This is a genomic window from Trichocoleus sp. FACHB-90, from assembly GCF_014695505.1.
Taxonomy (GTDB): domain Bacteria; phylum Cyanobacteriota; class Cyanobacteriia; order Cyanobacteriales; family FACHB-T130; genus Funiculus; species Funiculus sociatus.
The window spans coordinates 42,719-68,651 of record NZ_JACJOK010000007.1; the positions used below are offsets into that span (position 1 = coordinate 42,719).

Sequence of the window (25,933 nt, forward strand, 5' to 3'; positions counted from 1 at the left end):
GTGATACATCGCATCTCTACAACTCTTAATTCTCCCGTGCCTTACCTCACCCGGATTCTGATTTATCCCATTAAATCGCTGGACGGTGTTGCTGTTACTAAGGCAACCGTTCTCAAAAGTGGTGCATTACAGCATGACCGAGAGTTTGCCATTGTTGACGAACATGGTAAGTTTGTCAATGGCAAGCGGAACCCGAAAGTTCATTTACTACGAACATCATTTGATATTGACGCTAGTAGCGACACGATTAATCGCGTCTGCTTAGAAGTCCAGGGAACTAAGCTGGGAGGAGTTTTTCACCTCGAACGAGAACGTGCTGAACTAGAAGCTTGGTTGAGCAACTATTTCGGCTTCAAGGTAAAATTGCTGCAAAACTCTCTTTTAGGCTTTCCAGATGATACTGATGCTTCTGGCCCAACGGTAATTAGCACTTCAACCTTGGAAACAGTTGCTTCCTGGTTTCCCGAACTAAAAAAAGGTGCGATTTCCCCTGTAGAGGAGATGCGTCGCCGCATTCGAGCTAATCTGGAAATTGGCGGCGTTCCCCAATTTTGGGAGGATGGACTGTTTGCAGAAGTTGGTATAGGAATGCAGTTTCAAGTCAAAGATGTGCAGATGATGGGGGTGAATCCCTGTCAGCGTTGTGTGGTGCCAATACGAGACACCTTTACGGGAGAAGTTTATCCTAGCTTTCAAAAAATTTTCGTGAGTCAGCGCCAAGAAACTTTGCCTGATGGCGTAAATTTATCTCGCTTCAATCACTTTTTTCGGTTGAGCTTAAATACGCAGATACCAGAATCGGAAGCGGGTAAAATTTTACAGGTAGGAGATGAAGTTGAGATTTAAGAATAGCTAATGGAAAAAAAATTACCTTTTTCCCTATGAGTAACGAAAAAGACCAACAGCATCCTCTGTACAGTCGCGATCGCGCACTTGTTAACAACCTCTTAAACGGGGAAATTAATGATTATAACCTGGCAGAACTTGCAAGGCTACGCATTCGCTATTTCGGCTTTCCCGGCGCAAGAGATATCCAACAAGACCTGGATAAAGTTCTTCAAGCGTGGAAGTTGACCGAAGAAGAACTCTATGAAAAAACCCGTCAAATTCACTCTCTTGGTCTTGCTTATAAAAGTCGCGCTAAGCGACAAGATACAGAAGATTGGAGTTGATTGGTACGAGATAAGAGCAATTCCTTTAATAGCAGGACTTACGCACTTACCGTGAACTAAAGTTCCGGCTCAAAGCCCAAACCCATTGAAATGGGTTGGTTCGGGGTTTTTTAGTCAGTTTCAACTGACTTGGGCTTTCAGCCAGGAAATTGATTTCCTGGTTCCTAGTGCGTAAGTCCTAAATAGGTTGTGGCAAGTAGAGACGTTCTATATCATGTCTCGGAAATAGGAAATTTTACGATTCCTAAAGGAGTTGCTTGCTATAGTATCTCTCGCTAAAAACTCCCAACACTTTTAACTGCATTTAAGCCTAACTTATGATACACTAGAAGAGTTGTCTCAATTCGCACATCCAGGGTTTCGGGTGTTTCCGCAGGAAATACGTCTGGATGGAGGATTAACCCGAAAGGAGAAAAAAATATGTCAGTCGTCTCTTTGGCTCAAATGATGGAGTCGGGAGTTCACTTTGGGCATCAGACCCGACGGTGGAACCCGAAAATGTCTCCATATATCTACACTTCCCGCAATGGTGTCCACATCATCGACTTGGTGCAGACAGCACATTTGATGGAAGATGCTTATAACTATATGCGTTCGGAAGCTGAGAAGGGCAAGAAGTTTCTCTTCATTGGCACCAAGCGTCAAGCTGCGGGTATTGTGGCACAAGAAGCTGCTCGTTGTGGTTCCTATTACATTAACCAACGTTGGTTAGGGGGAATGCTTACCAACTGGGCGACGATTAAAACCCGCGTAGAGCGCCTGAAGGATTTGGAGCGTCGGGAAGAAACCGGAGTCCTCGACTTGTTGCCCAAAAAAGAAGCTTCCATGCTGCGTCGGGAAATGACAAAATTGCAGAAGTATCTGGGCGGCATCAAACTGATGCGGAAAGTTCCCGATATCGTGGTAATCGTGGATCAGCGTCGGGAATATAACGCTGTTCAGGAATGCCAGAAGTTGGGGATTCCCATTGTGTCTCTCCTTGATACAAACTGCGATCCTGATGTGGTAGATATTCCCATCCCAGCCAATGATGATGCCATCCGGTCAATTAAGCTAATAGTGGGTAAGTTGGCGGATGCCATCTATGAAGGGCGTCACGGTCAGCTAGACGCAGAAGCAGAAGACGATTACGAAGATTACGAAGGCGCTGAAGACGACCTCGATTACGAGGAAACCGACTCACCCATTCCAGATGAAGAGGAAGAGGAAACCCAGGAGTAATTCAGCGTTGGAAACATCAATATCTTAGTAGGAACACCAAGCAATGGCGGAAATATCTGCAAAAGTCGTCCAAGAGCTGCGCCAAAAAACAGGCGTCGGCATGATGGACTGCAAAAAAGCGCTCAAAGAAACCGACGGTGACATGGACAAAGCCATTGAATGGCTGCGCCAGAAAAATATGATCAAGGCGGGGAAGATGGAAACCCGCGCCGCCACCGATGGGTTGATCGGCAGCTACATTGGCACTGCGGGAAGAGTTGGCGTTTTGGCGGAAGTTAACTGCCAAACCGACTTTGTTGCCCGCAACGAAGCGTTTAAAACCCTGGTGCAGAACATTGCGATGCAAGCAGCGGACGCTTCAGATGTCAATTCGCTGATGTCTCAGCCGTACATTCACGACCAAAATATTACGGTTGAAGAGTTGGTGAAGCAAAACATCAGCCAGTTGGGTGAAAACATTCAGGTGCGTCGCTTTGAGCGGTTTGTGCTGAATGAAGGAACTTCCGGGCTAGTAGGCAGCTACATCCACACAGGGGGACGAGTTGGGGTTTTGGTGGAAGTGAACTGCCAAAGCGATGAGGTTGCGGCCAGTGAAGGATTCAAAACTCTGGTGCAGAACGTTGCCATGCAAATTGCTGCTTGTCCCAACGTGGAATATGTGAAAGTCAGCGACATCCCCGCCGAAGTCGTTGAGAGAGAAAAAGGAATTGAAATGGGGCGGGATGACCTGGGGAATAAGCCGCAGAACATCAAGGAAAAGATTGTTCAAGGGCGAATTGACAAGCGCCTGCAAGAGATGACCTTGATGGATCAGCCTTACATTCGCGACCAAAGCATCGCGGTGGAAGATTTGGTGAAGCAGCACGTTACCCAGTTAGGTGGAAACATCGAAGTGCGTCACTTTGTCCGGTATATCCTGGGCGAAGGGCTAGAAAAGCAAGAAAGCAATTTTGCTGAGGAAGTTGCAGCTCAAATGGGCGGCAATAAATAATCAGCGCGATCGCTCCCCTTGTATGCTGCTCTAAAAGGTAGTAGCTGCTATCAAGAGTCGAAAAGACAGGTCAACCCCTCACATGGCTGACCTGTCTTTTATCATTAGTCCTGAGTCCTGAATCTATTGACAATTGACTAATGACGATAAGCCGTTATTCTAAAGTAGAGTAGTACAGTTGTACGCAAATAACGTTCCGATAAGCAGCTGTCTAGATGATGCTATGGCGAGAACAGTAGAGCAAATAGAGTGGGATATGGCAGTGCTGCAAGAAGCGACCGACGCGATCGCGTCTGAATTCCACAATACCTACAACCAATACCTGACCGCGTTGGGGCAAGCAATGCGCCAGCAGTTAATCCAAGCTATTTATTATATTTGCACCCAGGCTTACCCAGAAGCGTTCCTAAGCTTGCCTGTTGACGCAAGACAAAAATTACAGCAGAACCTCCTGCAATTAGCACGTAAAGCTCAAACACAGCTGTTGTTGCACCTACCTCGCCCCATCGAGACAGCAGCCAACAGCGTCCCGACAACAAACCTGGAAGATATCGCTAAGTGGCAAGAGCAGCTAGAAAGCGCCATTAGCGAAACCTTGATCTCAGTCTCTTGCGACATCAATAGCCTATTACAGGAAACTGGTATTTTACCCAACAAATTCCCGCCAGCGGTTCTGGAAGCAGCCGTCAAAACAGAACCATCAGGTCAACCAGTGGGAGGACGACCCAATATCATAAAATTGGCAATCGAAATCGCCAATGATGAGATAGAAATGCCAGAATTTCCAACTATCCAAAACTCCAATGTCACACCAATCGTGGCAATTCATTTGCGGTTATCGGAAATTGAGTTTGCTGACTCAACTGTAATGGCGTTTCGCAACCAAATTCGCAACCTCAACGCACAGTTCACTACACTCCGCCGGGAATTTCAGAAAAAGCAGCGTGAGCGTACCGTTGCAGATGCTCAAGCCGCTTGGCGTGCGTGTTGGTTTGAAGAATAGGGATTAGGGACTAAGGAGAAACTATGGAAACAGAATCACCGGATTGGTTGCGATTGCAAAAAGCCCTGGCGGTGGAAGCAGAACGGGGCTTCACGGACTTGATGGGAAAACAATATCGTTTCAGTGAATTCTTGTGTTTGGAGTTTGGCAAACCTCCAGCTACCTTGATACCTATGGAACGGCGCAGGTGGCAAGAAATGGCAAACAAATTTGCCCGTTATCCTGACTTCCCACTTGAAGAACGACAACATTTGGTAGCAGAAACTCGGCGGTTTCTTCACCAGATGCAGCAATCTAGCAACAAACAAACCCAAGAACAAACAAGGGAAAATAGGGAACAATATACTATTGAAAACCCCAACTATAAAGCCCCGCTAACCGCTCCCTTAGTTCAGTCTAATGTAGGCGGCGTATCTCTCGACCAACAGCTCTCGCATTTGCCGGATGTGGGGGTGAGAAAAAGCGGATATTTAGCCAAGCTGGGTTTACAGACGGTGCGGGATATCCTTTTCTACTACCCCCGCGACCACATTGACTATGCCCGCCAAGTGAATATCTGCGAACTCGAAGCAGGCGAAACGGTGACAGTGGTGGGAACTGTAAAGCGCTGTACGTGCTTTAGTAGTCCGAAAAACCAGAAATTAACGATTTTCCAAGTGGTTCTGAAAGATAGAACCGGCCAAATCACCCTCAGCCGCTTTTTTGCGGGCAATCGCTACAGCAATCGCGGCTGGCAGGAAGGTCAAAAGAGTCGGTATCCGGTGGGAACAATCGTGGCGGCATCTGGCTTGGTGAAAAAGAGTCAATACGGCATTACTCTGGAAGAACCACAAATGGAAGTTTTGGCACACCCAGGAGACACGATTGATTCTATGTCGATTGGTCGGGTAGTGCCGGTGTATGCGCTTACTGAGGGTGTGGCGGCTGATATGGTGAGGAGTGCGGTAATTGCCGCTTTGCCTGCTGCTAAACAGCTAAAAGACCCTTTACCTGCTGCTTTGCGAGATGGGTATGGGTTAATGAAGTTACCCGAAGCGATCGCTAACATCCATTTTCCCCCCGACAGTGCCGCCAAGGAAGCCGCCCGTCGTCGCTTAGTCTTTGATGAATTTTTCTACCTTCAGTTGGGTTTCCTCATGCGTCGTCAAGCCCAACGTCAAAAGCAAGCAAGTGCAATTTTAGCTCCCAGAGGTAGACTCATCGAGCAATTCCACAAAGTTTTGCCTTTTAAGCTAACCAACGCCCAGCAGCGAGTTCTTAACGACATCCTCAACGATTTGCAATCATCCAGCCCGATGAATCGTTTAGTACAAGGGGATGTCGGTTCTGGTAAAACTGTTGTAGCAGTAATTGCGATCCTCGCCGCCATTCAATCAGGCTACCAAGCAGCGTTGATGGCTCCCACGGAAGTTTTAGCAGAACAGCACTACCGCAAATTAGTCGGTTGGTTCAACCTCCTACACTTACCAGTAGAACTGCTGACAGGTTCCACCAAAACCGCCAAACGTCGGGAAATTCACGCCCAATTAGAAACAGGAGAATTACCTCTATTAGTAGGTACTCATGCTTTAATTCAAGACAAAGTTAATTTTCATAAGCTGGGTTTAGTAGTAATTGACGAACAACACCGTTTTGGTGTAGAACAACGGGCGCTTTTGCAGCAAAAAGGCGAACAGCCCCATGTATTAACTATGACAGCCACGCCGATTCCCCGAACCTTGGCGCTAACAGTGCATGGCGATTTAGATGTCAGTCAGATTGACGAACTACCACCCGGCCGTCAGACGATACACACCACAGTTTTAACCGGAAGGGAACGCACCAACGCCTATGACCTGATCCGCCGCGAAATCGCTCAGGGACGGCAAGCGTATATCGTTTTACCCCTAATTGAAGAATCAGAAAAGCTGGACGTGCGCTCAGCAGTGGAGGAGCATCAGCGCCTTTCTGAGAGCATTTTCCCCCAGTTTCAGGTAGGTTTGCTACACGGTCGGATGACTTCAGCCGAGAAAGACGAGGCAATTAACTTATTTCGCGACAACCAAACTCAGATCATTGTCTCCACCACCGTAATTGAAGTTGGCGTGGATGTGCCTAATGCTACGGTAATGCTAATTGAAAATGCGGAGCGTTTCGGCTTGTCTCAGTTGCACCAGTTGCGGGGTCGCGTGGGTCGGGGTTCTTACCAATCATACTGTCTCTTGATGAGCAGCAGTAAAACCGCAGATGCCCGTTATCGGCTGAACGTGTTGGAACAATCCCAAGACGGCTTTTTCATTGCTGAAATGGATATGCGGTTACGCGGCCCCGGTCAAGTGTTAGGTACTCGCCAGTCTGGGGTGCAGGATTTAGCTTTGGCAAGTTTAGTGGAAGATCAAGAAGTTTTAAATATAGCGCGGGATGCAGCTGAAAAGGTGATATTGCAAGATAAAAAATTAGAGCAACATCCTTTAATGAAAGCTGAGTTAGACTATCGCTACCAGCGCTTAATGGGTGGCGCGATTTTAACATGATTGACCACGACCGTTTATTTAAAGAACTACTCACCGAGTTCTTTACAGAATTTCTAGAGTTATTCTTTCCAGAGATGGTTGCTTATCTGGAACCCAATTCAATCAGCTTTGAACCAAACGAAATATATACTGATGTCACGGCTGGGGAAAAATATGAAGCTGATTTATTAGTAAAGGCTAGATTCAGACAACAAGAATCATATTTTCTAATTCACTTAGAACACCAAGCGCAACCACAAGCAGATTTTGGGCGGCGAATGTTTCGTTATTTCGCCCGGTTGTATGAAAAATTTGCCATACCCGTGTATCCCATCGCTATCTTTTCTTACAACTCTCCGAAACTTCCACAGCCAAACTTTCACCGCGTAGAATTTCCCGATACAGTGGTTTTGGAGTTTAACTATCAGGTGATTCAATTAAATCGCCTGAATTGGCGAGATTTTCTGCAACACCAAAATCCAGTAGCCAGTGCGCTGATGGCTAAAATGAACATAGCGCCAGAAGACCGTCCTAAAGTAAAATTAGAGTGTCTGCGCCTGCTGGCAACTCTGCGACTAAATCCAGCACAGATGAAAATGATTTCTGGGTTTGTTGATACTTATATCCAGTTGAATACAGCAGAAGAAGAAATTTTTCAGGCTGAGATTGCTTCCTTTGAACCAGTTGAAATTGAGGTAGTTATGGAAATCGTCACCAGTTGGATGCAGAAAGGGATAGAACAAGGGTTGGAACAAGGTAGACACGAGGGAGAGTTGGCAGTAATTATGCGGCTACTCAACCGTCGAATTGGTACAGTTGCGCCTGAGTTGCAAGAGCAAATTCGCCAGTTGTCTCTCCCCCAGTTAGAAGATTTAGCGGAGGTGTTGTTAGACTTTTCGGATGCAGCAGATTTGGTGAGTTGGTTGGAAAGTCACCCAAAGGGTTAATTTTGGGTTTAACTGTAGCTGACGCGATCGCGTTCTACAATATTAAAGCGATCGCGCTCTTGTTACAAAGCGATCTGTTGGCTTCATCGCAAAGCGAATATCTCGGCTATATTAGGCAATACCTGATTAAACGTTGTAATTAAAGTAGTCGTCTTGGGTAATTCGGCGCTTATCTCTCTCAAAACACCCAGAGCTGTTTCTGCTTGCGTTTGGTGTTGGGATACTTGAGGATTTTTCCCGGCTTCGGCTAAAATCTGCACTTGCTGAAGTGCTTTGGTTTTCTTCTCTGCTTGCAAGCTATCGTCAGCCTGAATTACTGTTTGCAATTGAGTCAGCAATTCCCTGATTCCAGGTAAACCGCCTTGATTGGACTCTGGTAACTGTTCAACCGCATTTGTCACCTCTTGGTTGATGCTATCACCACTATTAATATTGATTTCGCTATTTTCAGGCATTGCTTCTCCTTGATGTTCATATACGCCATGAAAACTAGGTTAATTGAACATTGCTCAGAGACTTCAAAATTCAAAATGGTTGTTGGCTGTGAATGCCTGTGATATACTTGGAAAGCTTGGGCGATTAGCACAGTGGTAGCGCACATCCTTCACACGGATGGGGTCACTGGTTCAAATCCAGTATCGCCCATATTAGTTGTAGAGTGACTAATTGTTTGTCATCTGTGACAGATTATTGTCATTAAGACGAATTATATATCGTCGTGCCAAATTGATGTCGTTGAACTATTAGTGACCTCTCACGTTTGGAAAAAAACAGCTTTCCTTATCGTTAGTTAGAAGAAAGCGAAAGCCCCCAAATATAGGGGCTTTTTGGTTATGTCAATGGCGTGCGATCGCTACCTTCCCACGCCATACACGCAAAGAGTTTAACTATCTTTTGGGATTCATACAGACTGGATTTGGATTATGTAAACAATCCCAACTTCCTGGCCGAAGATTGCTATCTCCAGTAGTGCTTTGTGGTGTATTAGTGGTGGGTGTGCGTGCAGGCGTAGTGCCGGGGGGTATAGTGGCGGGTGTGGCGTCGTTGGTGGTGTCGGGTGTAGTGGCGGGTGCGTTGTCGTTGGTGGTGCCGGGTGCGTTGTCGTTGGTGGTGCCGGGTGTAGTGCCAGGTGCGCTGTCGTCGGTGGCGCCAGCGCCTGGTGTAGTGCCGGGTGTTTGGGTTTGAGCGAATTGTTGGCTGCTTGCGGAGGAGTCAATACGAGCATTGCCATTAATAGAATTAACGCTATTATTAGCGCTAACTTGTGCTAATGCTGGGAAAGCCAGAAAAATTCCAGCAGTTGTAACCACCGACATCATACCAATGCCTTTTTTAAATCGAGTTTTCAGAGATGTATTCATCAGTTTCTACTTGGCTCTTACCAGTATCAGGTCGCACTTGATTAAATCTCATCCTCAACATCATAGTCGTCATACTATAGATAGAAGTAGTGCTTCCTAAGTGATGGAATAATGGGTAATGTTACGAGCTTAGGCGCGGCTGCACCTTACAAAATTATTCTCTTATCCTGCTATAGCGCCTTACCATAGCTGGAAAGAAGAAAGCAAAGTACGAGTGCGAAAAATATTTCAAAGTAGATTAATCGCATTCATATTGCGATACTTAATCGAGCGCAGCTAACACCGCCTTAGGTATTAATTTATCTTTAAACCAAATAATTCTTGCTGGTACATCTTTCAAGTTGACCCCTGCTTTTTCTAGATTCAGCCGTTCCGAAATCGCTAAAATTAAGTTATCGCATTCAGCACGACGTACCTGAGAAAATTTCTTTTGCAAATATTCCGGTCGCCAGTAGCCGACAATTTCTAGTAAGAAGGTGCGACCATCTGGATGTACTAAGCGAAAGTCGGGAATCATCACGCTACCGGGAATTGGGATCAGGTCTACTTCTCGTTCTAATACCCAATCTGATTTTAGCGAGTCCCAGCGGTCAGCAAAAGATGCTTCCAGCATACTATCGTAAGGCTTACCGGGGGGATAGTGGGACACTAAGCCACAATCGGAATTGAGAGTAAAGCGTCCGGTTTTCCAGGTTCCGGTGTAGGTGTCGCGATTTTGGAGGATGGCGGATAGACTCCATTTTGTAACGTGGAGTAAAGCGGGGAGGAGTTTAGCGATCGCTAACCCATACCTTGTACTAGGCTTAAATAAACTCGTCGGGCCATCAACTGTAATCGTAAACCCATGATCCGCATCGCCCTCAATATACGCCATCAATTGAAATAGTTTCAGATAGCGAAATAACAGTTTATACTCTCCTGGGACGTTGCGGTGAGCATTCAAAGTAATTTGACTAGCGCGATAGAAAACGCCTTGCACTTGAGATAAATTGTAGCGGTGTAGCAAATCTTCTGGCGTAATCCCATCAAACTGAGTTAAGATGCGATTCTCGGCTAAATCTGCGTAAAGTCCAGCCTGAATTTGACTTGGTAAAATTTCTCTTTCTAATTCCTGACTGAGTTTGTCAGCTAATATATTAAGTGTTGCACCAGAAGCTTGCGGACTCGGAATTGATTGTGCAGAAAGGGCAAAAACTCGCTCTCGTAGTTGCGGCGGTTCCAGAGGACTAACTACTTCAAAAGTAGACAAACTGCTTTTGAGAATATGAGCTAATCCTCGCTTTAAGCGATAATCTGGGCTATCACCTTCTAATTCTGATAATTGACGATCTAGTTCTCCTTGAGTGTTGCCTAATGCCTCTTGGAAGCAAATAATCAATTCATTGGCAACCGCTAAATTTTTCGCATCAATATTTAGGCGTTTGGGGACTATCGTTTCGCCATTTTGTCTGTGGATTAAAAGGTCAGTTGGTAGCATGATGAATGAACCGCAAAAAAGAGAAAAGACTAAGAATCAGGAAGATTTTCATCATCTACCCACTTTGCTGGTGATTCCGCTGCTTTCTTCGTAACATTAGAATTTGCCCCATAAAAAATCTCCAACTGCCCTTTCTTCTCTCTTTCTCCTCCTTCGCGCTCTTTGGGTCTTCGCGGTTCATTCCTCTTCTCACCACGTCGCCTACTAGAAGTACCCTCCTCACTCGTATCTTCCGCCACAACCTCATAAAGCATAGCGCGTTTATTAGCATCATTACCCTTACGCAAAACTCGCCCTAATCGCTGAATAAACTCGCGCTGTGAACCCGTACCAGATAATATTATTGCCACACTTGCAGCAGGAACATCAACCCCTTCATTCAGAACGTGAGAAGCAATCAGATTTTTGTATTCTCCCTCCCGAAATTTAGTTAATATCTCGTGACGTTCTTTGATAGGGGTTTGATGGGTAATTGCCGGAATTAAAAACTCGTGAGAAATGCGATAAACTGTAGCATTATCGGTAGTAAAAATCAAGGTGCGTTCCGGATAATGTTGCGCTAAAATATTAGATAATATTCGCAGTTTACCATCAGTACCAAGGGCAATATCTTTAGCTTCGCGGTGAGCTAACATGGCACGTCGTCCAGCTTGCGATCGCGCACTCACCATGACAAACTGCTGCCACCCTTGAATACTGCCTAAAGAAATATTTGATTCTCGCAAAAAATTGTTGCGTAGTTGAATCAGCTCGTTGTAGCGATCGCGTTCTAGTTGCGATAACTTTACCTTAATCTGTACCACCTCATGATTGGCTAAAGCCGCACCCGCTAATTCCTCAGCAGTTTTGCGATAAACTTCCGCACCGATTAAGATATTAAGATCAGTGTGCTTGCCATCAGAACGCTCAGGAGTAGCGCTGAGTCCAAGACGATAAGGCGCGATCGCATACTCAGCAATTACCCGACTAAAATCTGTAGGTAAGTGGTGACACTCATCAAACACTAACAAAGCATACCTGTTTCCCAAAGTCTCCGCGTGAATAGCCGCACTGTCGTAAGTAGCAACCAGTATCGGCGTTTTATCCCGCGAACCGCCACCCAACAACCCCACCTCCGCATCCGGAAAAGCCGCTGTTAAGTGAGCATACCACTGGTGCATCAAATCCAGAGTCGGCACCACAATCAACGTACTGCGCGGTGTCGATTGTATCGCCATTTGCGCCAGATAAGTCTTTCCCGCCGCAGTTGGCAACACCACAACCCCCTGCCTACCCGCTTGCTTCCAAGCCAACAGAGCCTCCCTCTGATGCGGGTAAGGTTCCATCTCCATACTCGCCACCAGGGAGAGAGACTCAAAACCTTTCGCCTCATCGATAAAATTCGTCCCTTCCGCTTGCAGCACTTCTACCAATTGGCGATAATGTATCGCCTGGATGCGGAACTTTTCCACCCTGTCATCCCAAGTAGCGTATTCTACCCAAGATTTCCCCCTTGGCGGTGGATGCAAAATTAAAGTTCCTCGATCAAAAGATAATGTAGGGGTACGAGCCATTTGTTTTTTGAATTCTCTGTCCCCGATAATTTTAGAAGACTCAAGGCATAATGCAGAATGGTAGTTCGCCTGACATCTTGCAGTTGATGATTTTTAATCGCCAGCTAGATTTTTTTAATCGGAATGCTTCCTTAACAAACAGCGTGTTTACGGTAGCGACAGAGGAGAACTGAACAAAGATGTGGAGAGTAACGCATCCCCGGCTGCGGCGCTACGGTGTTGCTGTAATCAGTACAGGTATCGCACTACAACTGACATTAGTGCTGAAGCCACTAATCGCGCCTACCATTTTGCCACTGTTTTATGCCGCCGTGACGGTTAGTGCTTGGTATGGCGGGATGAAACCGGGGTTGCTGGCGACAATTTTGTCTAGTTTAGTCATCAACTACTTCTTTGTAGCTCCAGTTTACTCGCTGGCGATCGCTAGTTTGAGCGATATCTTGCGGCTAGGCGTGTTCGTGCTGGTAACGCTACTGATTGATACGCTCAACTCGGAACTTTGCACTGCTAAACAGCGGCTGGAGACGAGTATGCTAGAACTGCAAGCCAGTGAGGAGCAATATCGTCGCATTGTCGATACCGCTTACGAAGGTATTTGGACAACCAACGCTGAGTTTAAAACCGAGTATGTCAATCAGCGCATGGCGCACCTTCTTGGCTACAGCGTAGAGGAAATGCTGGGAAGTTCGATTTTTGACTTTATGGATGAAGAAGCTCAAATCGAAGCTCATGAGAGGATTAAGCGACGCAAGCAGCCAAATAAAGATCAGTTTGACTTTCGTTACCGCCGCAAAGATGGTTCAACGCTTTGGACGATTGTCTCCACTAGCCAAATTTTAGACGAACGCGGTCAATTTATGGGCGCGATCGCTATGATTACCGATATCACCCTCCGCAAGCAAGCTGAAGAAGAACGCATTCAACTACTCAAGGAAGAACAAGCTGCTAAAGAACAAATTACTAACACTTTAGAAAGCATTTCCGATGCTTTTGTTGCCTTAGACAGCGAATGGAGGTACATCTACGTAAACACTCACGCAGAGCATTTTTTCCAGAAACCCCGCGAAGAGTTAATCGGCAAAATTGTGTGGGAAGTATTTCCCCCACTCCCTAACTCGCAATTTTATATTCATGCTCATCATGCACTTTCCGAGCAGGTGACTGTCGAGTATGAAGAGTTTAATCAGCGCTTTCAAAAATGGATATTAGTCCGCATTTATCCATCCAAAGATGGTTTATCTGTTTACTTCCGCGACATCACTCTCCGCAAGCAAACCGAACAGTCGCTACAGGATAGTCAAGAACAAATTAGTCTGATAACAGACTCGGTGCCGATATACATTTCCTACGTTGATTCAGAACAGCGTTATCGCTTTAATAATCGGGCATACGAAGAATGGTTTGGATATTCGCGCGCCCAAATTACCGGAAAGCACCTTAAGGAAGTTATGGGTGAGTCGATTTATCAGTCAGTTGAAAAGTTTATAGAAGCGGCATTGTCTGGACAAAAAGTAAGTTATGAAAGCGCCTTTACACGCAGCAATGGAGAGCAGCGGTATGTTCAGGGTACTTACGTTCCCCATTTTGGAGAACGGGGAGAAGTTAAAGGATTTTTTGTTCTCGTCAATGACATTACTGAACGCAAGCAAGCAGAAGAAGCATTACGGCAAAGCGAGGATCGCTACCGAGCTTTTGTAGAACAAAGTTCAGAAGGAATTTGGCGGTTTGAACTTGAGCAGCCAGTTTATATAAACTCTTCAGAAGATGAGCAAATCGAGCAGTTTTATCAATATGGTTACTTGGGGGAATGTAATAATGTTATGGCACAGATGTATGGCTATGAAAGTGCGGAAGAAATTGTAGGAACAAGACTAGAAAACTTTCTTGTTCGTGAAGATATAAATAATATTGAATATTTACAAGCATTTATTCGTTCTGGCTACCGACTACACCAAGCAGAATCTTATGAAATTGATAAGCAAGGTAATTTCAAATACTTTGTGAATAACTTGGTGGGAATTGTGGAAAATGGTCTATTAGTAAGAGCGTGGGGAACTCAAAACGACATCACTCTGGACAAGCAAGCAGAAGCCACACTGAGCGAGAGCGAAAAACGGTTTAGAATAGCGGCACAGTGCGCTACAGATGTGATTTATGAATGGGATATCGAGAGCGATCGCATGGAGTGGTTCGGTAAAATAGACGAACACCTGGGATACGAACCGGGAGAGTTTCCCCGAACGCTACAAGGTTGGAAAACTATGCTGCATCCGGACGATCGCGATCGCGTCATAGCGGCGGTAGACCAACATCTGCAAACAGGTGAACCATTTTTCCAAGAATACCGCGTCCAGCGAAAAGATGGCACCTACCTGTATTGGACAGATAGCGCCACAGCCATCAAAAACGACAATGGTAAACCGATAAAATGGATCGGCGTAAATACTAATATTACAGAACGCAAGCGGGCAGAAAAGCAAATTCTTCGCCATGCCAATCGCTTACAAGTTCTAGCCGAGGCTTCCCGAACTTTTGCTGAAGCAATCCTAGATTATCAAACTGCCTTGGATACAATCTGTCAGCGCACAGTCGAGTTAGTCGGGGATACTTGCACTATTCGCCTAGTGTCGGACGATGGACAGTGGTTGAATACAGTTGCCGTTTATCACCCTAACCCAGAAGCGATCGCCTTTGTCCGCGAGTTGTCAGATGCTGCACCCCAGCGCGTCGATGAAGGATTAACCGCGCGTGTGTTTGAAACAGGAGAGTCGCTGCTCATCCCCGTTGTATCACAGGAGCAGCTACGCGCCTCAATCAAACCAGAGTATTTACCGTGTTTGGAACGCTTTAGCGTATACAGCCTTCTCATTGCACCACTGCGGGTGCGGGGTCGGATCATTGGCACAATAGCTCTTTCCCGCGACAAGAGCGACAACTCGTATACTATTAATGACCAGGTATTTCTGCAAGATTTGGCAGATCGAGCCGCCTTAGCAATTGACAACGCCCGCCTCTACAACCACTCTGTGCAGGCGAACCGGATGAAAGACGAGTTCCTAGCCACGTTGTCCCACGAACTGCGAACGCCGCTTAACGCCATGCTTGGTTGGACTCAGCTACTCCGTAACCGCAAGTTCGACCCCACCACCACCGCCAAAGCGCTAGAGACAATTGACCGCAACACGCGATCTCTTTCTCAACTCATCGAGGATGTTCTAGATGTCTCACGCATTATTACAGGTAAACTGCGTCTGAATGTTTATCCAGTAGAACTTCTACCAGTTATTGAGGCAGCAATTGATATTGTCCTACCAGCAGCTAACGCTAAAGAAATTTACATTGAATCCATATTAGACCGCTCACTGGTATCAGTCTTGGGAGATTCCACTCGTTTACAGCAAATTGTCTGGAACTTACTTTCTAACGCCGTCAAGTTCACACCTAATAAAGGTCGCGTGACAATTAAACTGTCAGTAGTCAGGGAACAATTGTCAAGTCGTCAAATTGAAACGTTGTCAACAGACAACTATGCTCAAATTCAGATAAGCGACACAGGTGCGGGAATTAGTCCCGATTTTCTCCCCTACGTTTTTGAACGCTTCCGACAAGCTGATGGAACGACAACGCGATCGCATGGTGGACTCGGACTCGGTTTAGCCATCGTCCGCCATCTAGTAGAACTGCAAGGCGGCACAGTCCACGCCGACAGCCCAGGAGAAGGACAAGGAGCAACATTTACAGTCCGCTTGCCACTCATCGATAAGGGACAGGCGACTAAGGACAAGGGACTAGGGACACAGAAAGCACACCCTACCCCAATTCCCGATCCCCAATCCCCCATCCCCCTAAATGGTTTGCGCGTGCTAATCGTAGATGATGAGGCAGATGCACGAGATTTGCTCTCTACAATGCTTGCAGAGTATGGAGCCGAAGTCACCGCTGTTGCGTCTGCGGGCGTTGCACTTGAAACACTACAACGTTTAAACCCTGATGTCCTCGTCAGCGATATTGGGATGCCGGAAGAAAATGGCTACAGCCTGATTCGCAAAATTAGGGCGCTCGATACCGCGTCGAGAAATATTCCCGCTGTGGCGCTGACAGCTTATGCTAGAGCAGAAGACCGGACGCAGGCTCTTTTGTCAGGTTTCCAGCTACACGTCCCCAAGCCAGTCGATCCAGCCGAGTTAGCTGCGGTAATTGCCAACCTCGCCGGACGCACTGGACAAGTTTGAGTAATTTTAGAGTGCGATGGCTTCGCCTCGGACTCCGTCCTACGCATCTTCTCCCCCTGCATCACAATTGATCTGGGTCAACCCCCATCTGACGCAGCCGTTCTGCTAATCTTTCAGCCCGAAGACGTTCTTGTTCAGCCCGAAGACGTTCTTGTTCGGCCCGTTCTTCTGACCACAGCAACAACTCTCCTTGGGCATTCCACCACCGCAGCCAATAGCCGTCTCTACCTTCATGGCTTCCTTGCCAAACTCCCAGAAATAAATCTAATCCGGGAATCCAGTAACGTCCCGTCTCATCGGGTGTTTGCAGTTGGTAACGCTGCGACTCTAGCCCATAAACTTCGACGCGCCCCGTATCTGGTCGAAAGATAACATAGCGAGGCACTTGAACTACTCTTTCATAAAAGAACCACTTACCCACACCTTCGGTAAATTCCACCGAATATTCTTCGCCATAAGTAGCAGAAAGAAACTCCATCACCACTTGGGGAATTGTTCCCTCAGTATGTGGCGTGTAGCTGCGACGCGGATAAGAACGAGTCCAAGGTTGCACCGGACGCACATACATCCAGTCTGGTGCTTTGCAGATGATTCGCCCCTCAATGGCGGCACACAAGGCAAAGTTAGACACGATGAGGGCATCTTGTATTAAGTTCGGAAAAGCGGTCAAAGGCTGGCGCAAAGCAGCAGCTAATGGTGGTTGATCTGTATTCTCCACAGGGTCATCTGGTAGGGTAAAATCTTCTGGCAGCAGAGGCCAGGTAATGGATAGTTGTGGCAGGGGGGTTTGAGTGATCGGAGACACTTTTCTTTTGGTGAAGATAAAGTAGACTTTTGCTTCTATTGTGATCTAATTACAAGATTTATCAACGACTGGCACGCCCACAAGCGATCGCGTTTATTTCCGTGGTAATTTGGTGGCCAGGAGTGCGATCGCTCTCACCTCCAAAACACACCATGCCAAGCTTTCTCCCATCTAAACGAATTGCATTTATCACAATTGCTGTTTCTGTAACCGCGGCTTGGTGCCATACAGCACCAGCGGCATTTGTCCAACCCCTCAGAAGCAAGCAGGGTATGGTTGTCTCCGCCCATCCATTAGGTAGTGAAGCGGGAGTTTCCATGCTACGCAAAGGCGGTAACGCGGTTGATGCAGCAGTGGCTACAGCTTTCGCTATCTCTGTGGTAGAACCTTTTTCCGCAGGTATCGGCGGCGGTGGGTTTTTGTTGCTGCGTTTGGAGAAAACTGGCGAAATCAAAGCCCTCGACTTCCGGGAACGCGCACCCTTGAAAGCGACCCGCGATATGTACCTGGATGCGGCGGGAAAAGTGCGTCCCAATGTCAGTGTAGATGGACATCTGTCGGTGGCGGTGCCGGGAACGGTAGCAGGACTGTATGAAATTCATCGCCAGTACGGGAAGCTATCCTGGCAGGAAGTTGTGGCACCGTCGGTTAAGTTGGCGCAAGATGGTTTTATTGTTAGCCGCCGCTTTGTCGCCGCTGCGGAACGGAGAAAGGAACCGTTATTAAAAAATCCGGCGGCGCGTCAAGTTTTTACGCGCAATGGGGCGATGTATCAGCCGGGAGAAAGACTGATACAAACAGATTTAGCCAAAACATTACAAGCGATCGCGCAAAATCCCCAAAGCTTCTACACTGGCAACATTGCCAGGGCTATAGCCGACGACATGGCAAAAAACGGTGGTTTAATTACACTCGAAGACCTCAGAACCTACAAAACCACTTGGCGTACCCCAGTCTGCGGCAATTTCCGCCAATCTCGTATTTGTTCAATGCCGCCGCCTTCCTCCGGAGGCGTTCACCTGCTAGAAATATTAAATATTATTGGGGGAACCCCATCCCCCAACCCCCGGTTAATTGAGGGGTCTGGTGACGTGAAAGCTAGGTTAGTTAACGGGGAGGCTAACGACCTGAAATCTAAAGGATGGCATCATCCCGACACGCTGCATCTAATGATCGAAGCGATGCGAATTGCCTATGCAGATCGTGCAGAACATCTAGGCGATCCTGATTTTGTGAAAGTCCCAGTCTCATCACTAATTAATCCTGCTTATGCCGCTGAAAGACGACAGGAAATTAGTATGGATAGGGCTAGATTATCCAGCGAGGTGAAACCAGCAGATAAGGAAACTCTACAACGCCTTGCCCGCGAATCAAACGATACCACCCATCTAACGGTGGTAGATGAGAATCGCAACACAGTCAGCCTTACCTTTACCGTTAACTACGGCTTTGGTTCCGGGGTAGTTGTACCCGGTACCGGGATTCTCTTAAACGACGAGATGGACGACTTTGCTGCTGCGCCTGGAGTGCCTAACGCCTATGGTTTGGTGGGTGGTGAGGCGAATGCGATCGCGCCCCGCAAAATTCCCCTCTCCAGCATGACACCCACCATTGTCACCGAAAATGGTAAACTCCGCATGGCTGTTGGTGCGCCCGGAGGCAGCACCATTATTACCACCGTCCTGCAAGTTGTTCTCAACGTCTTAGAATACGGCATGGATGCCGGACAAGCGGTGTCCGCCCCTCGCATCCATCATCAATGGCTTCCCGACCAGGTGAGTGTAGAACCTTTTGGTTTAGATGCCGCTACCATCGCAGAACTGCGTCGTCGCGGTCACAAAATCGAAGAGCGATCGCCTTGGGGTAATGCTAACGCGATCGTAGTAACACCGGACGGATTTTTAGAAGGCGCAGCCGATCCTCGCGGTGAAGGTGCGCCTAGTGGTTATTAGATAAATTAAAAATGTAGAATTTAAGATTAGTCTTTTTAAAATTTTAAATTCTTTGCTATCGCTCGTGCTATCAGTTACCAAAGTCCAACCCGATTGCATTAGCTTCTGGTAACTTGCCCAAGCCTTTGATTTAAACAATGGTGCTAAACCATTAAGCCACTTTTGTTTAAATAAATACTTACAATAAGCAACTTTTGATTAATAACTGGGTATACAACCCGGCAAAAACTTATTAATATTTTTCAAGGTTCATCGGCTTAATTTGCTCCACCAAAGCTCGTCTATTAAACTTTACTGTCAAAGTTAATTTTTTTAACTTAGTTCCATAAATTAAGAGAAATTAGTGTATCAATCTGGTTGCCCAAATTGGTAATTTTACAATCAGTTATTTTGTATAGCCATCCTATTTAAGTTGTGAACGAGTATTCACGCTGGTGTAGGGACACGGCAGTGCCGTATCCCTACAGGAGTTCAGGAATCATTTAGGATTGCTATAGCTTTGATCCCTAATTCCGGATACGAATAACCATCTGCCCGGTAGAACTGATTGAAACTAATTCTTCACTCCCACAACCAAATGTCTTTCACGTCTAGATATAATTGTTCACAATCCAAGGTTGTTACCACTCGCTTGTTCTGGTAAAACATGATTTCGGTAGGGAAGTTAAGTTTCACCCAGTCGGGTAAGCCTCCCTAAACTTCACCGGACGCACAATCTCTCCCTTCCAAGTCACGCAGACCAGTAATAATACTGCCTAGCCCACATTAATTCAGTATAAATCCGCATAAATCCGCAGAAAGGGTGATGATTTTGATAAAATTTAAGTTGTAATATTACTGGAAAAAGATGTCGCACAGTAAGATAAAAATTACGCAAAGCCAGAAGGTGTAAGTATACCAAAGCTTTAGAGGAGCTAATGAATTGATGATGCACAAAACTGAATCTACCAAATAGTGCAGAATTATCCAGCTACCTAGAGTATGCGAGAGGACTCATAACAATATCAATATTAAGTAGGTGTATCTTTTGCCAAGTGCAATCCCAGTAGCCCTACTCAGCGAAAAGACAGCCTAGTAGCGCCTACAGCAAGCCTTTGGCATCGCAGCCCCCACAAAACGTCCGAGGAAGCTAGAAAATATTAATTATCAAAAGTTTCCCGACAATCCCTTACGTTTAAAGAAATTGAAATCGATGGGTTCGCGTACCACACAAAGCTAATAGTTCACTAATCGCGGCACTCTAGTTGGCAACGCGGCTAGTCAAAATGACAAGATTTAAGCGCAAAAAGTTAGAATTACACCTTATTCGGCGGACTGGCCAGCTTCTCAAAGCTCGTCAGGCGTTGCAGACTGAAGCGACATTGCCCATGACTCATGAAGAATTAGAAAGACTGGTGAGGGAGCGGACAGCCGAACTAGCCCTAGCTAATGAAGAACTGAATCAAGAAATCAATAAGCGCCAGCAAGCAGAAGCAGCGCTGCGGGAAAGGGAACAGCTTTATCTTCGCCTACTAGACACTACCAGCGAAAGCATTTGGCTAATCGATGCCGAAGGGCGGACGACTTACGTTAACCAGCAAACAGCCGATATACTTGGCTACACTACAGCCGAGATGATTGGTCGTTCTGCCTTTGATTTTCTGTTTGAAGAAGATTTGTCACAAGTACAGTGGTATTACCCACGGATGCTACAGGGAATCAAAGAGCAGTACGAATGGCGTTGGCGTTGCCGAAATGGTCAAGAAGCGTGGGTACTCGCTAGCACTAATCCAATTTTCGATCAGAACGGTCAATTTCAGGGCGTTCTGGGTATGTTCACAGATATTACTAGCCGCAAGCAGGCGCAAGAGGCTCTAAAAGAGAGCGACAGGCTATTCCAAGCAACATTTGATCGGGTGGCTGTTGGCATCGCCCACGTAGGAATAGACGGAAAGTGGTTACTGGTTAACCAAAAACTCTGCGACATTGTGGGTTATACGCAAGAGGAATTGCTAACGCGGACTTTCCAGGATATTACCCACCCCGATGACTTAGATACAGATATTGAATATGTCTGCCAAGTCTTGGCATCAGAGCTTCAGACATACTCAATGGAGAAGCGCTACATCCGCAAAGATGGTTCTCACATCTGGATTAATTTAACCGTTTGTTTGGTAAGAGAAGCTGACGGTGCGCCTAAATATTTCGTCTCTGTTGTTGAAGACATTAATGAACGCAAGCAAGCTGAAAGTGCGTTACAAAAATCCCTTAAGGAATTGTCAGACATCAAGTTGGCGCTGGATCAAGCCGCGATTGTCGTCATGACAGACGAAAAAGGAATTATTAACTATGTTAACGATAAGTTTTGTCAAATTTCTCAATACTCGAGAGAAGAACTGATAGGAGAAAACCATCGCCTCATTAATTCCGGCTTTCATCCAAAAGAATTCTTTCAAAACCTTTGGCAGACAATTTCTAATGGGAGAATTTGGCAAGGAGAAATTAAAAACAAAGCAAAAGATGGCAATTATTACTGGGTAAGTACCACAATTGTTCCTTTTCTAAATGGCCAAGGAAGACCGTCTCAATATTTAGCAATTCGATTCGACATCACTGAACGCAAGCAGACTGAACAAGCATTGCAGCAGAGTGAACAAAGGCTGAAAATAGCTCTGGAAGCTGCCGAAATGGGTATTTGGGACTGGAATATCTTAACTAATGAAGTTACCTGGTCGGATAAGAACGAACAGCTATTTGGTCTGGCTCCGGGTACTTTCCGGGGAACCTATGAAGCCTTCCAAGAGTGCGTTCATCCTGAAGACCGCGAAGCTACACATCAAGCTGTAATTCGTGCCGTTGAAGAAAAGAAGGACTACGAGCAGGAATATCGTATTATCAGACCTGATGGCAGTATCCGCTGGATGATGGGAAAAAGCCAGTTGTTTTGTGATGAAACTGGTTTTGTGGGGGTGCGGATGATTGGCACAACCAGGGATATCACCGAGCAGAAGCTCTCGGAAGCAGCGCTAAGGCAACAAACTGAGCGGGAGCGGTTGATTGGCGCGATCGCGCAACGCATCCGCCAATCTTTAAAGGTGGACGAAATTCTCAATATTACAGTTACTGAAGTACGAAATTTTCTCGCCTGTGACCGAGTAATACTTTACCGCTTTTCCCCAGATGGAAATGGTCTCGTAGTTGTAGAATCAGTCGCTGCTGGTTGGATATCTATGCAGGGATTGGTAATGCCAAATACCCTGGTAGAAACCTATTTTGAACGCTATAAAAAAGGAAACATTATCGCAATAGAAGATATTTATATAGCAGGTTTAGATCAAGATTACATTGATTTAATGGCTGAGTTCCAAATCAGGGCTAACTTAGAAGTACCAATTTTGCGAGGGCAACAGGAGAGCAAACAAGCAGAGGATCAGACAAGCAGAGGAACAGACTTGGGAGAAAAAGCTTTGTCCCCAATCCCCAATCCTCAATCCCCAATCCAAAATCGATTCTGGGGACTGTTGATTGCTCATAATGGTTCGGAACCCCGACAATGGCAGCAGTGGGAAATTGATTTGCTCTCTTCATTGGCAACACAGGTAGCGATCGCTATTGAACAATCTGCACTCTTCAAACAGGTGCAGGTACTTAACGCTAACCTGGAACGCCAAGTCCAAAAACGTACCACCCAACTACAACAATCTCTCGGCTTTGAAGCAGTGCTGAAACGCATCACTGACAAAGTTCGCGATAGTCTTGACGAAAGCCAGATTTGCCTTGCTGCTGTAAGAGAATTAGCTCTCTCATTCTACGTCGGCAGCTGCCATGCCTCTTTATACAACTTGGAGCAAGATACCGCTACTATCTGCTATGAATACACCATTTCAATGCCTTCCTCTAAAGGTCGCGTGTTGCAGATGGCTTCCTTCCCGGAAATTTACCAACCCCTCCGCCAAGGTAAGTGTTTCCAATTTTGTTCGGTTAATGCGAACTCTAATGATGGTCAGGCGGCTATGCTGGCGTGTCCGATTTTTGATAATCAAGGAGTGTTGGGGGATTTGTGGTTACTCCATCGCCCAGATTACACTTTCAACAATTTAGAGATTCGGCTGGTGCAGCAGGTGGCAAATCAATGCGCGATCGCTATTCGTCAAGCCCGACTTTATCAAACTGCACAAGCGCAAGTTCAGGAACTCGAAAAACTAAATCAACTCAAAGATGACTTCTTGAGTACAGTTTCTCACGAGTTGCGGACTCCGATTTCTAATATGAAAATGGCGATCCAAATGCTCAAAATTTCTCCTACAGGGGAACGAAGTCAGCGCTATTTGCAGATATTGCAAGCTGAGTGTAATCGAGAAACTGAGCTAATCAACGATCTCCTAGATTTGCAGCGCCTAGCCGCTGCGTCTTATCCTAGCTTTCTTGCCACTGCAATAAATATACCCGAATGGCTGCCTAGCATCCTTGAACCATTTCGTTCGCGCGTTCAGGAACGTCAGCAAATCTTACAACTTCACATCCCGCCAGAATTGCCTCCCCTCGTCTCCGATTTAACCAGTGTGGAGAGGATCGTGAGCGAGTTGGTTAATAATGCCTGCAAATATACTCCACCGGAAGAACAAATTACTGTGAGTGTGTATGCAAAGGAGAAAACGCTGCAATTGAGCGTCAGCAATTTTGGTGTTGAGATTCCTCAGAAGGAGCTAAGCCGCATTTTTGAAAAGTTCTACCGCATTCCCAGTAGCGATCGCTGGAAGCAGGGCGGAACTGGTTTAGGATTGGCACTGGTGCAGAGACTCACAGAGCATTTGGGAGGTACTTTGCGAGTGGAAAGTGCTAATAATCAAACAACTTTTACCGTCGAGTTACCTTTAATAGCCTCTTGAGGGATTGGGGATTGGGGATTGGGGATTGGGGATTGGGAATTGGGAATTGGGAATTGGGAATTGGGAATTGGGAATTGGGAATTGGGGAAGAGGAAAAAGTCTTACCTAGTCCCTAGTCCCTAGTCCCTAGCCCCCAGCCCCCAGTCCCTAGCCCCTAGTCCCCAATCCCCCTATTCACAATCTGGCGGATTTGGGCTGTTTTTTCGGCATACTGGGCATCATCCAAGACTGGTTTTGCGCCTTCAATTGTTAGCGGTTGGGCAAGATCGATCCATGACTTGCAGCCGCCGTATTCAGGACTATAGGTAATTATCAGTGGTTGGGGAAGTTGGTAAGTGCGTAGCAGCAGCACATAAAGGGGAGTTCGCGGCTTCCATTTCAGGCGATCGCTTACAAATTGCTCGTTCCAGATATGGTAAGGTAGCAGCGCCTTAACAGCCGCTTCGTCACTTACCTGGAAAATATCGGTAATTTTAGCCCAGGCACCAATTCTGATGGTTTCAGGATGCCAGCCTGACGGCACTGTTTCCACCAGGTGGGAATATTCAGCTTTCAGCAAATTTGGCTGTAGATGTTCAAATGTTGGGTAAAGCAAAACTTCTTTTTGGGCAACTTGGAAGCGGTTCCCTTCCTCCCGGATGCCGCCTTTGCGTAGCAGCATAATCGTTTTGCCTTGTTCTAAAGCATCAACAGCAGTTGCCCATTCTTTGAAGGCGTGAGTAGTATTTGTAGTGGTTGTAGTGGATTGCATAAGTATCGGGTAGAGTCCTGATTCAAGACTAGCGCCAACATTTAGCATGAAGGCATAACCCTATTACTCAGGACTAACAAATGCAAACGCGATCGCTTGGCACTTCCGAAATCCAAATCACGCCTATCATGGGTACATGGCAAGCTGGCAAAAAGATGTAGGTGGGAATTGAAGATGCCGACACTATAAAAGCAATACGGGCGGCGTTTGATGCTGGTATCACAACAGTTGATACCGCTGAAGTCTACGGAGAAGGACACTCTGAGCAGATTGTCGCCTCTGCCCTGTCAGATGTGCGCGGCAAAGCAGTTTATGCCACAAAGGTGTTTGCCAACCATCTCAAGTATGACCAAGTGATAGAGGCGTGCGATCGCTCTCTCAAAAACCTAAATACCGATTACATCGATTTATACCAAATTCACTGCCCTGCTGGCACATTTAAAAGTGAAATTGTCCCCCTTGAGGAGACAATGAACGCTTTGAACCATCTCAAAGAACAAGGTAAAATTCGCGCAATTGGCGTTTCTAATTTCAACCGCACTCAATTAGAAGAAGCCGCCCAATATGGACGCATTGATAGTTTGCAACCGCCTTATTCTCTATTTTGGCGTTGGGTAGAAAAAGATTTAACTCCTTACTGCGTCGAAAACAATATTTCCATCGTTGCCTATTCTCCTCTTGCTCAAGGATTATTAACTGGGAAATTTGAATCAGGACATAAATTCGACCCCCAAGATAACCGCGCTAAAAATAAACTCTTTCAAGGAGAGAATTACGATCGCGCTCAGTCAGCTTTAGACAAACTACGTCCGATTGCTGAACGCCATCAGTGTAGCCTAGCTCAGTTAGCTTTAGCTTGGTTAATTGCCCAACCACAGGCGAATGCGATCGCAGGTGCAAGAAACGAGCAACAAGCCGTAGACAACGCCAAAGCAGGTGATATTAATTTATCTGGCTCTACCGAACTTGTTATGTAAAAATGTTAAAAATGGCTAATCAAAATAGCAGAAACAGAATAGGTATAAGAAGTGACATTTGTTGCGGGGCTTGAATTCTGGGATTGATTGTGATTAAGTAGATGCAGTAAAAAAGCAGCCCCAGACTGGGT

General features: G+C 46.2%; 16 protein-coding genes, 1 tRNA gene and 1 pseudogene. 12 read left to right on the plus strand and 6 right to left on the minus strand.

Features of this window, described 5'->3' with window-relative positions; all coding sequences use genetic code 11:
* The first annotated feature begins 36 nt into the window (after nucleotides 1-36).
* The 7 genes from H6F74_RS01405 to H6F74_RS01435 all read left to right on the plus strand — a co-directional run bounded on the left by H6F74_RS01405 (nucleotide 37) and on the right by H6F74_RS01435 (nucleotide 7,826).
* A complete protein-coding gene (locus H6F74_RS01405) occupies nucleotides 37-846 on the plus strand; it encodes an MOSC N-terminal beta barrel domain-containing protein (protein WP_190435170.1) in 810 nt (269 codons plus the stop codon).
* Nucleotides 847-881: 35 nt separating this feature from the next.
* On the plus strand, nucleotides 882-1,172 hold the full coding sequence (locus tag H6F74_RS01410; protein WP_190435172.1) for a DUF3288 family protein: 291 nt from the start codon (nucleotides 882-884) through the stop codon (nucleotides 1,170-1,172).
* Between the two features lie 420 nt (nucleotides 1,173-1,592).
* Nucleotides 1,593-2,393, plus strand: coding sequence for a 30S ribosomal protein S2 (gene rpsB / locus H6F74_RS01415; protein WP_190435176.1), 801 nt, complete (start codon nucleotides 1,593-1,595; stop codon nucleotides 2,391-2,393).
* Between the two features lie 43 nt (nucleotides 2,394-2,436).
* Nucleotides 2,437-3,384: a translation elongation factor Ts gene (tsf, locus tag H6F74_RS01420; RefSeq protein WP_190435179.1), complete on the plus strand. Its 948-nt coding sequence runs from the start codon at nucleotides 2,437-2,439 to the stop codon at nucleotides 3,382-3,384.
* 223 nt (nucleotides 3,385-3,607) lie between these two features.
* Nucleotides 3,608-4,387: a hypothetical protein gene (locus tag H6F74_RS01425; protein WP_190435182.1), complete on the plus strand. Its 780-nt coding sequence runs from the start codon at nucleotides 3,608-3,610 to the stop codon at nucleotides 4,385-4,387.
* A gap of 23 nt (nucleotides 4,388-4,410) precedes the next feature.
* Nucleotides 4,411-6,900: an ATP-dependent DNA helicase RecG gene (gene recG, locus H6F74_RS01430; RefSeq protein ID WP_190435186.1), complete on the plus strand. Its 2,490-nt coding sequence runs from the start codon at nucleotides 4,411-4,413 to the stop codon at nucleotides 6,898-6,900.
* On the plus strand, nucleotides 6,897-7,826 hold the full coding sequence (locus H6F74_RS01435; RefSeq protein WP_190435190.1) for a DUF4351 domain-containing protein: 930 nt from the start codon (nucleotides 6,897-6,899) through the stop codon (nucleotides 7,824-7,826). The genes recG and H6F74_RS01435 overlap by 4 nt, the downstream gene beginning before the upstream one ends.
* Nucleotides 7,827-7,909: 83 nt before the next feature.
* Here the strand turns inward: H6F74_RS01435 and H6F74_RS01440 are convergent, their stop codons facing one another.
* Nucleotides 7,910-8,281 (minus strand): hypothetical protein, encoded by a 372-nt coding sequence (locus tag H6F74_RS01440; protein ID WP_190435191.1) that lies wholly within the window; start codon nucleotides 8,279-8,281, stop codon nucleotides 7,910-7,912.
* 118 nt (nucleotides 8,282-8,399) lie between these two features.
* Between H6F74_RS01440 and H6F74_RS01445 the strand changes: the two genes are divergently transcribed.
* Nucleotides 8,400-8,471: transfer RNA gene (locus H6F74_RS01445), tRNA-Val, on the plus strand.
* 242 nt (nucleotides 8,472-8,713) lie between these two features.
* Here H6F74_RS01445 and H6F74_RS01450 read toward each other — a convergent pair.
* The 3 genes from H6F74_RS01450 to H6F74_RS01460 form a co-directional block, all read right to left on the minus strand.
* Entirely contained in the window at nucleotides 8,714-9,187 is a 474-nt protein-coding gene (locus H6F74_RS01450; RefSeq protein ID WP_190435194.1) for a hypothetical protein, read from the minus strand.
* Nucleotides 9,188-9,449: 262 nt separating this feature from the next.
* A complete protein-coding gene (locus H6F74_RS01455) occupies nucleotides 9,450-10,664 on the minus strand; it encodes a DUF790 family protein (protein ID WP_190435198.1) in 1,215 nt (404 codons plus the stop codon).
* A gap of 29 nt (nucleotides 10,665-10,693) precedes the next feature.
* Nucleotides 10,694-12,217, minus strand: coding sequence for a DEAD/DEAH box helicase family protein (locus H6F74_RS01460; protein WP_190435201.1), 1,524 nt, complete (start codon nucleotides 12,215-12,217; stop codon nucleotides 10,694-10,696).
* A gap of 179 nt (nucleotides 12,218-12,396) precedes the next feature.
* Here H6F74_RS01460 and H6F74_RS01465 point away from each other — a divergent pair, with 179 nt between their 5' ends.
* Entirely contained in the window at nucleotides 12,397-16,449 is a 4,053-nt protein-coding gene (locus H6F74_RS01465; RefSeq protein WP_190435204.1) for a PAS domain S-box protein, read from the plus strand.
* A gap of 61 nt (nucleotides 16,450-16,510) precedes the next feature.
* On the opposite strand, the gene H6F74_RS01470 is transcribed toward H6F74_RS01465, so the two are convergent.
* Entirely contained in the window at nucleotides 16,511-17,254 is a 744-nt protein-coding gene (locus H6F74_RS01470) for a Uma2 family endonuclease (RefSeq protein ID WP_190435209.1), read from the minus strand.
* Nucleotides 17,255-17,406: 152 nt separating this feature from the next.
* On the opposite strand from H6F74_RS01470, the gene H6F74_RS01475 reads away from it, so the two are divergent.
* Together H6F74_RS01475 and H6F74_RS01480 are read left to right on the plus strand one after the other, a co-directional pair.
* Nucleotides 17,407-19,206 (plus strand): gamma-glutamyltransferase family protein, encoded by a 1,800-nt coding sequence (locus H6F74_RS01475; protein WP_190435232.1) that lies wholly within the window; start codon nucleotides 17,407-17,409, stop codon nucleotides 19,204-19,206.
* Nucleotides 19,207-20,471: 1,265 nt separating this feature from the next.
* Nucleotides 20,472-24,074, plus strand: coding sequence for a PAS domain S-box protein (locus H6F74_RS01480; RefSeq protein WP_190435211.1), 3,603 nt, complete (start codon nucleotides 20,472-20,474; stop codon nucleotides 24,072-24,074).
* Nucleotides 24,075-24,228: 154 nt separating this feature from the next.
* On the opposite strand, the gene H6F74_RS01485 is transcribed toward H6F74_RS01480, so the two are convergent.
* Complete coding sequence (locus tag H6F74_RS01485) at nucleotides 24,229-24,825, minus strand: DUF1802 family protein (protein WP_190435214.1); 597 nt, start codon at nucleotides 24,823-24,825, stop codon at nucleotides 24,229-24,231.
* Nucleotides 24,826-24,905: 80 nt separating this feature from the next.
* Between H6F74_RS01485 and H6F74_RS01490 the strand changes: the two are divergent.
* Nucleotides 24,906-25,778 (plus strand): annotated as a pseudogene (locus H6F74_RS01490) (aldo/keto reductase); the annotation flags it as partial.
* Nucleotides 25,779-25,933 lie beyond the last annotated feature (155 nt).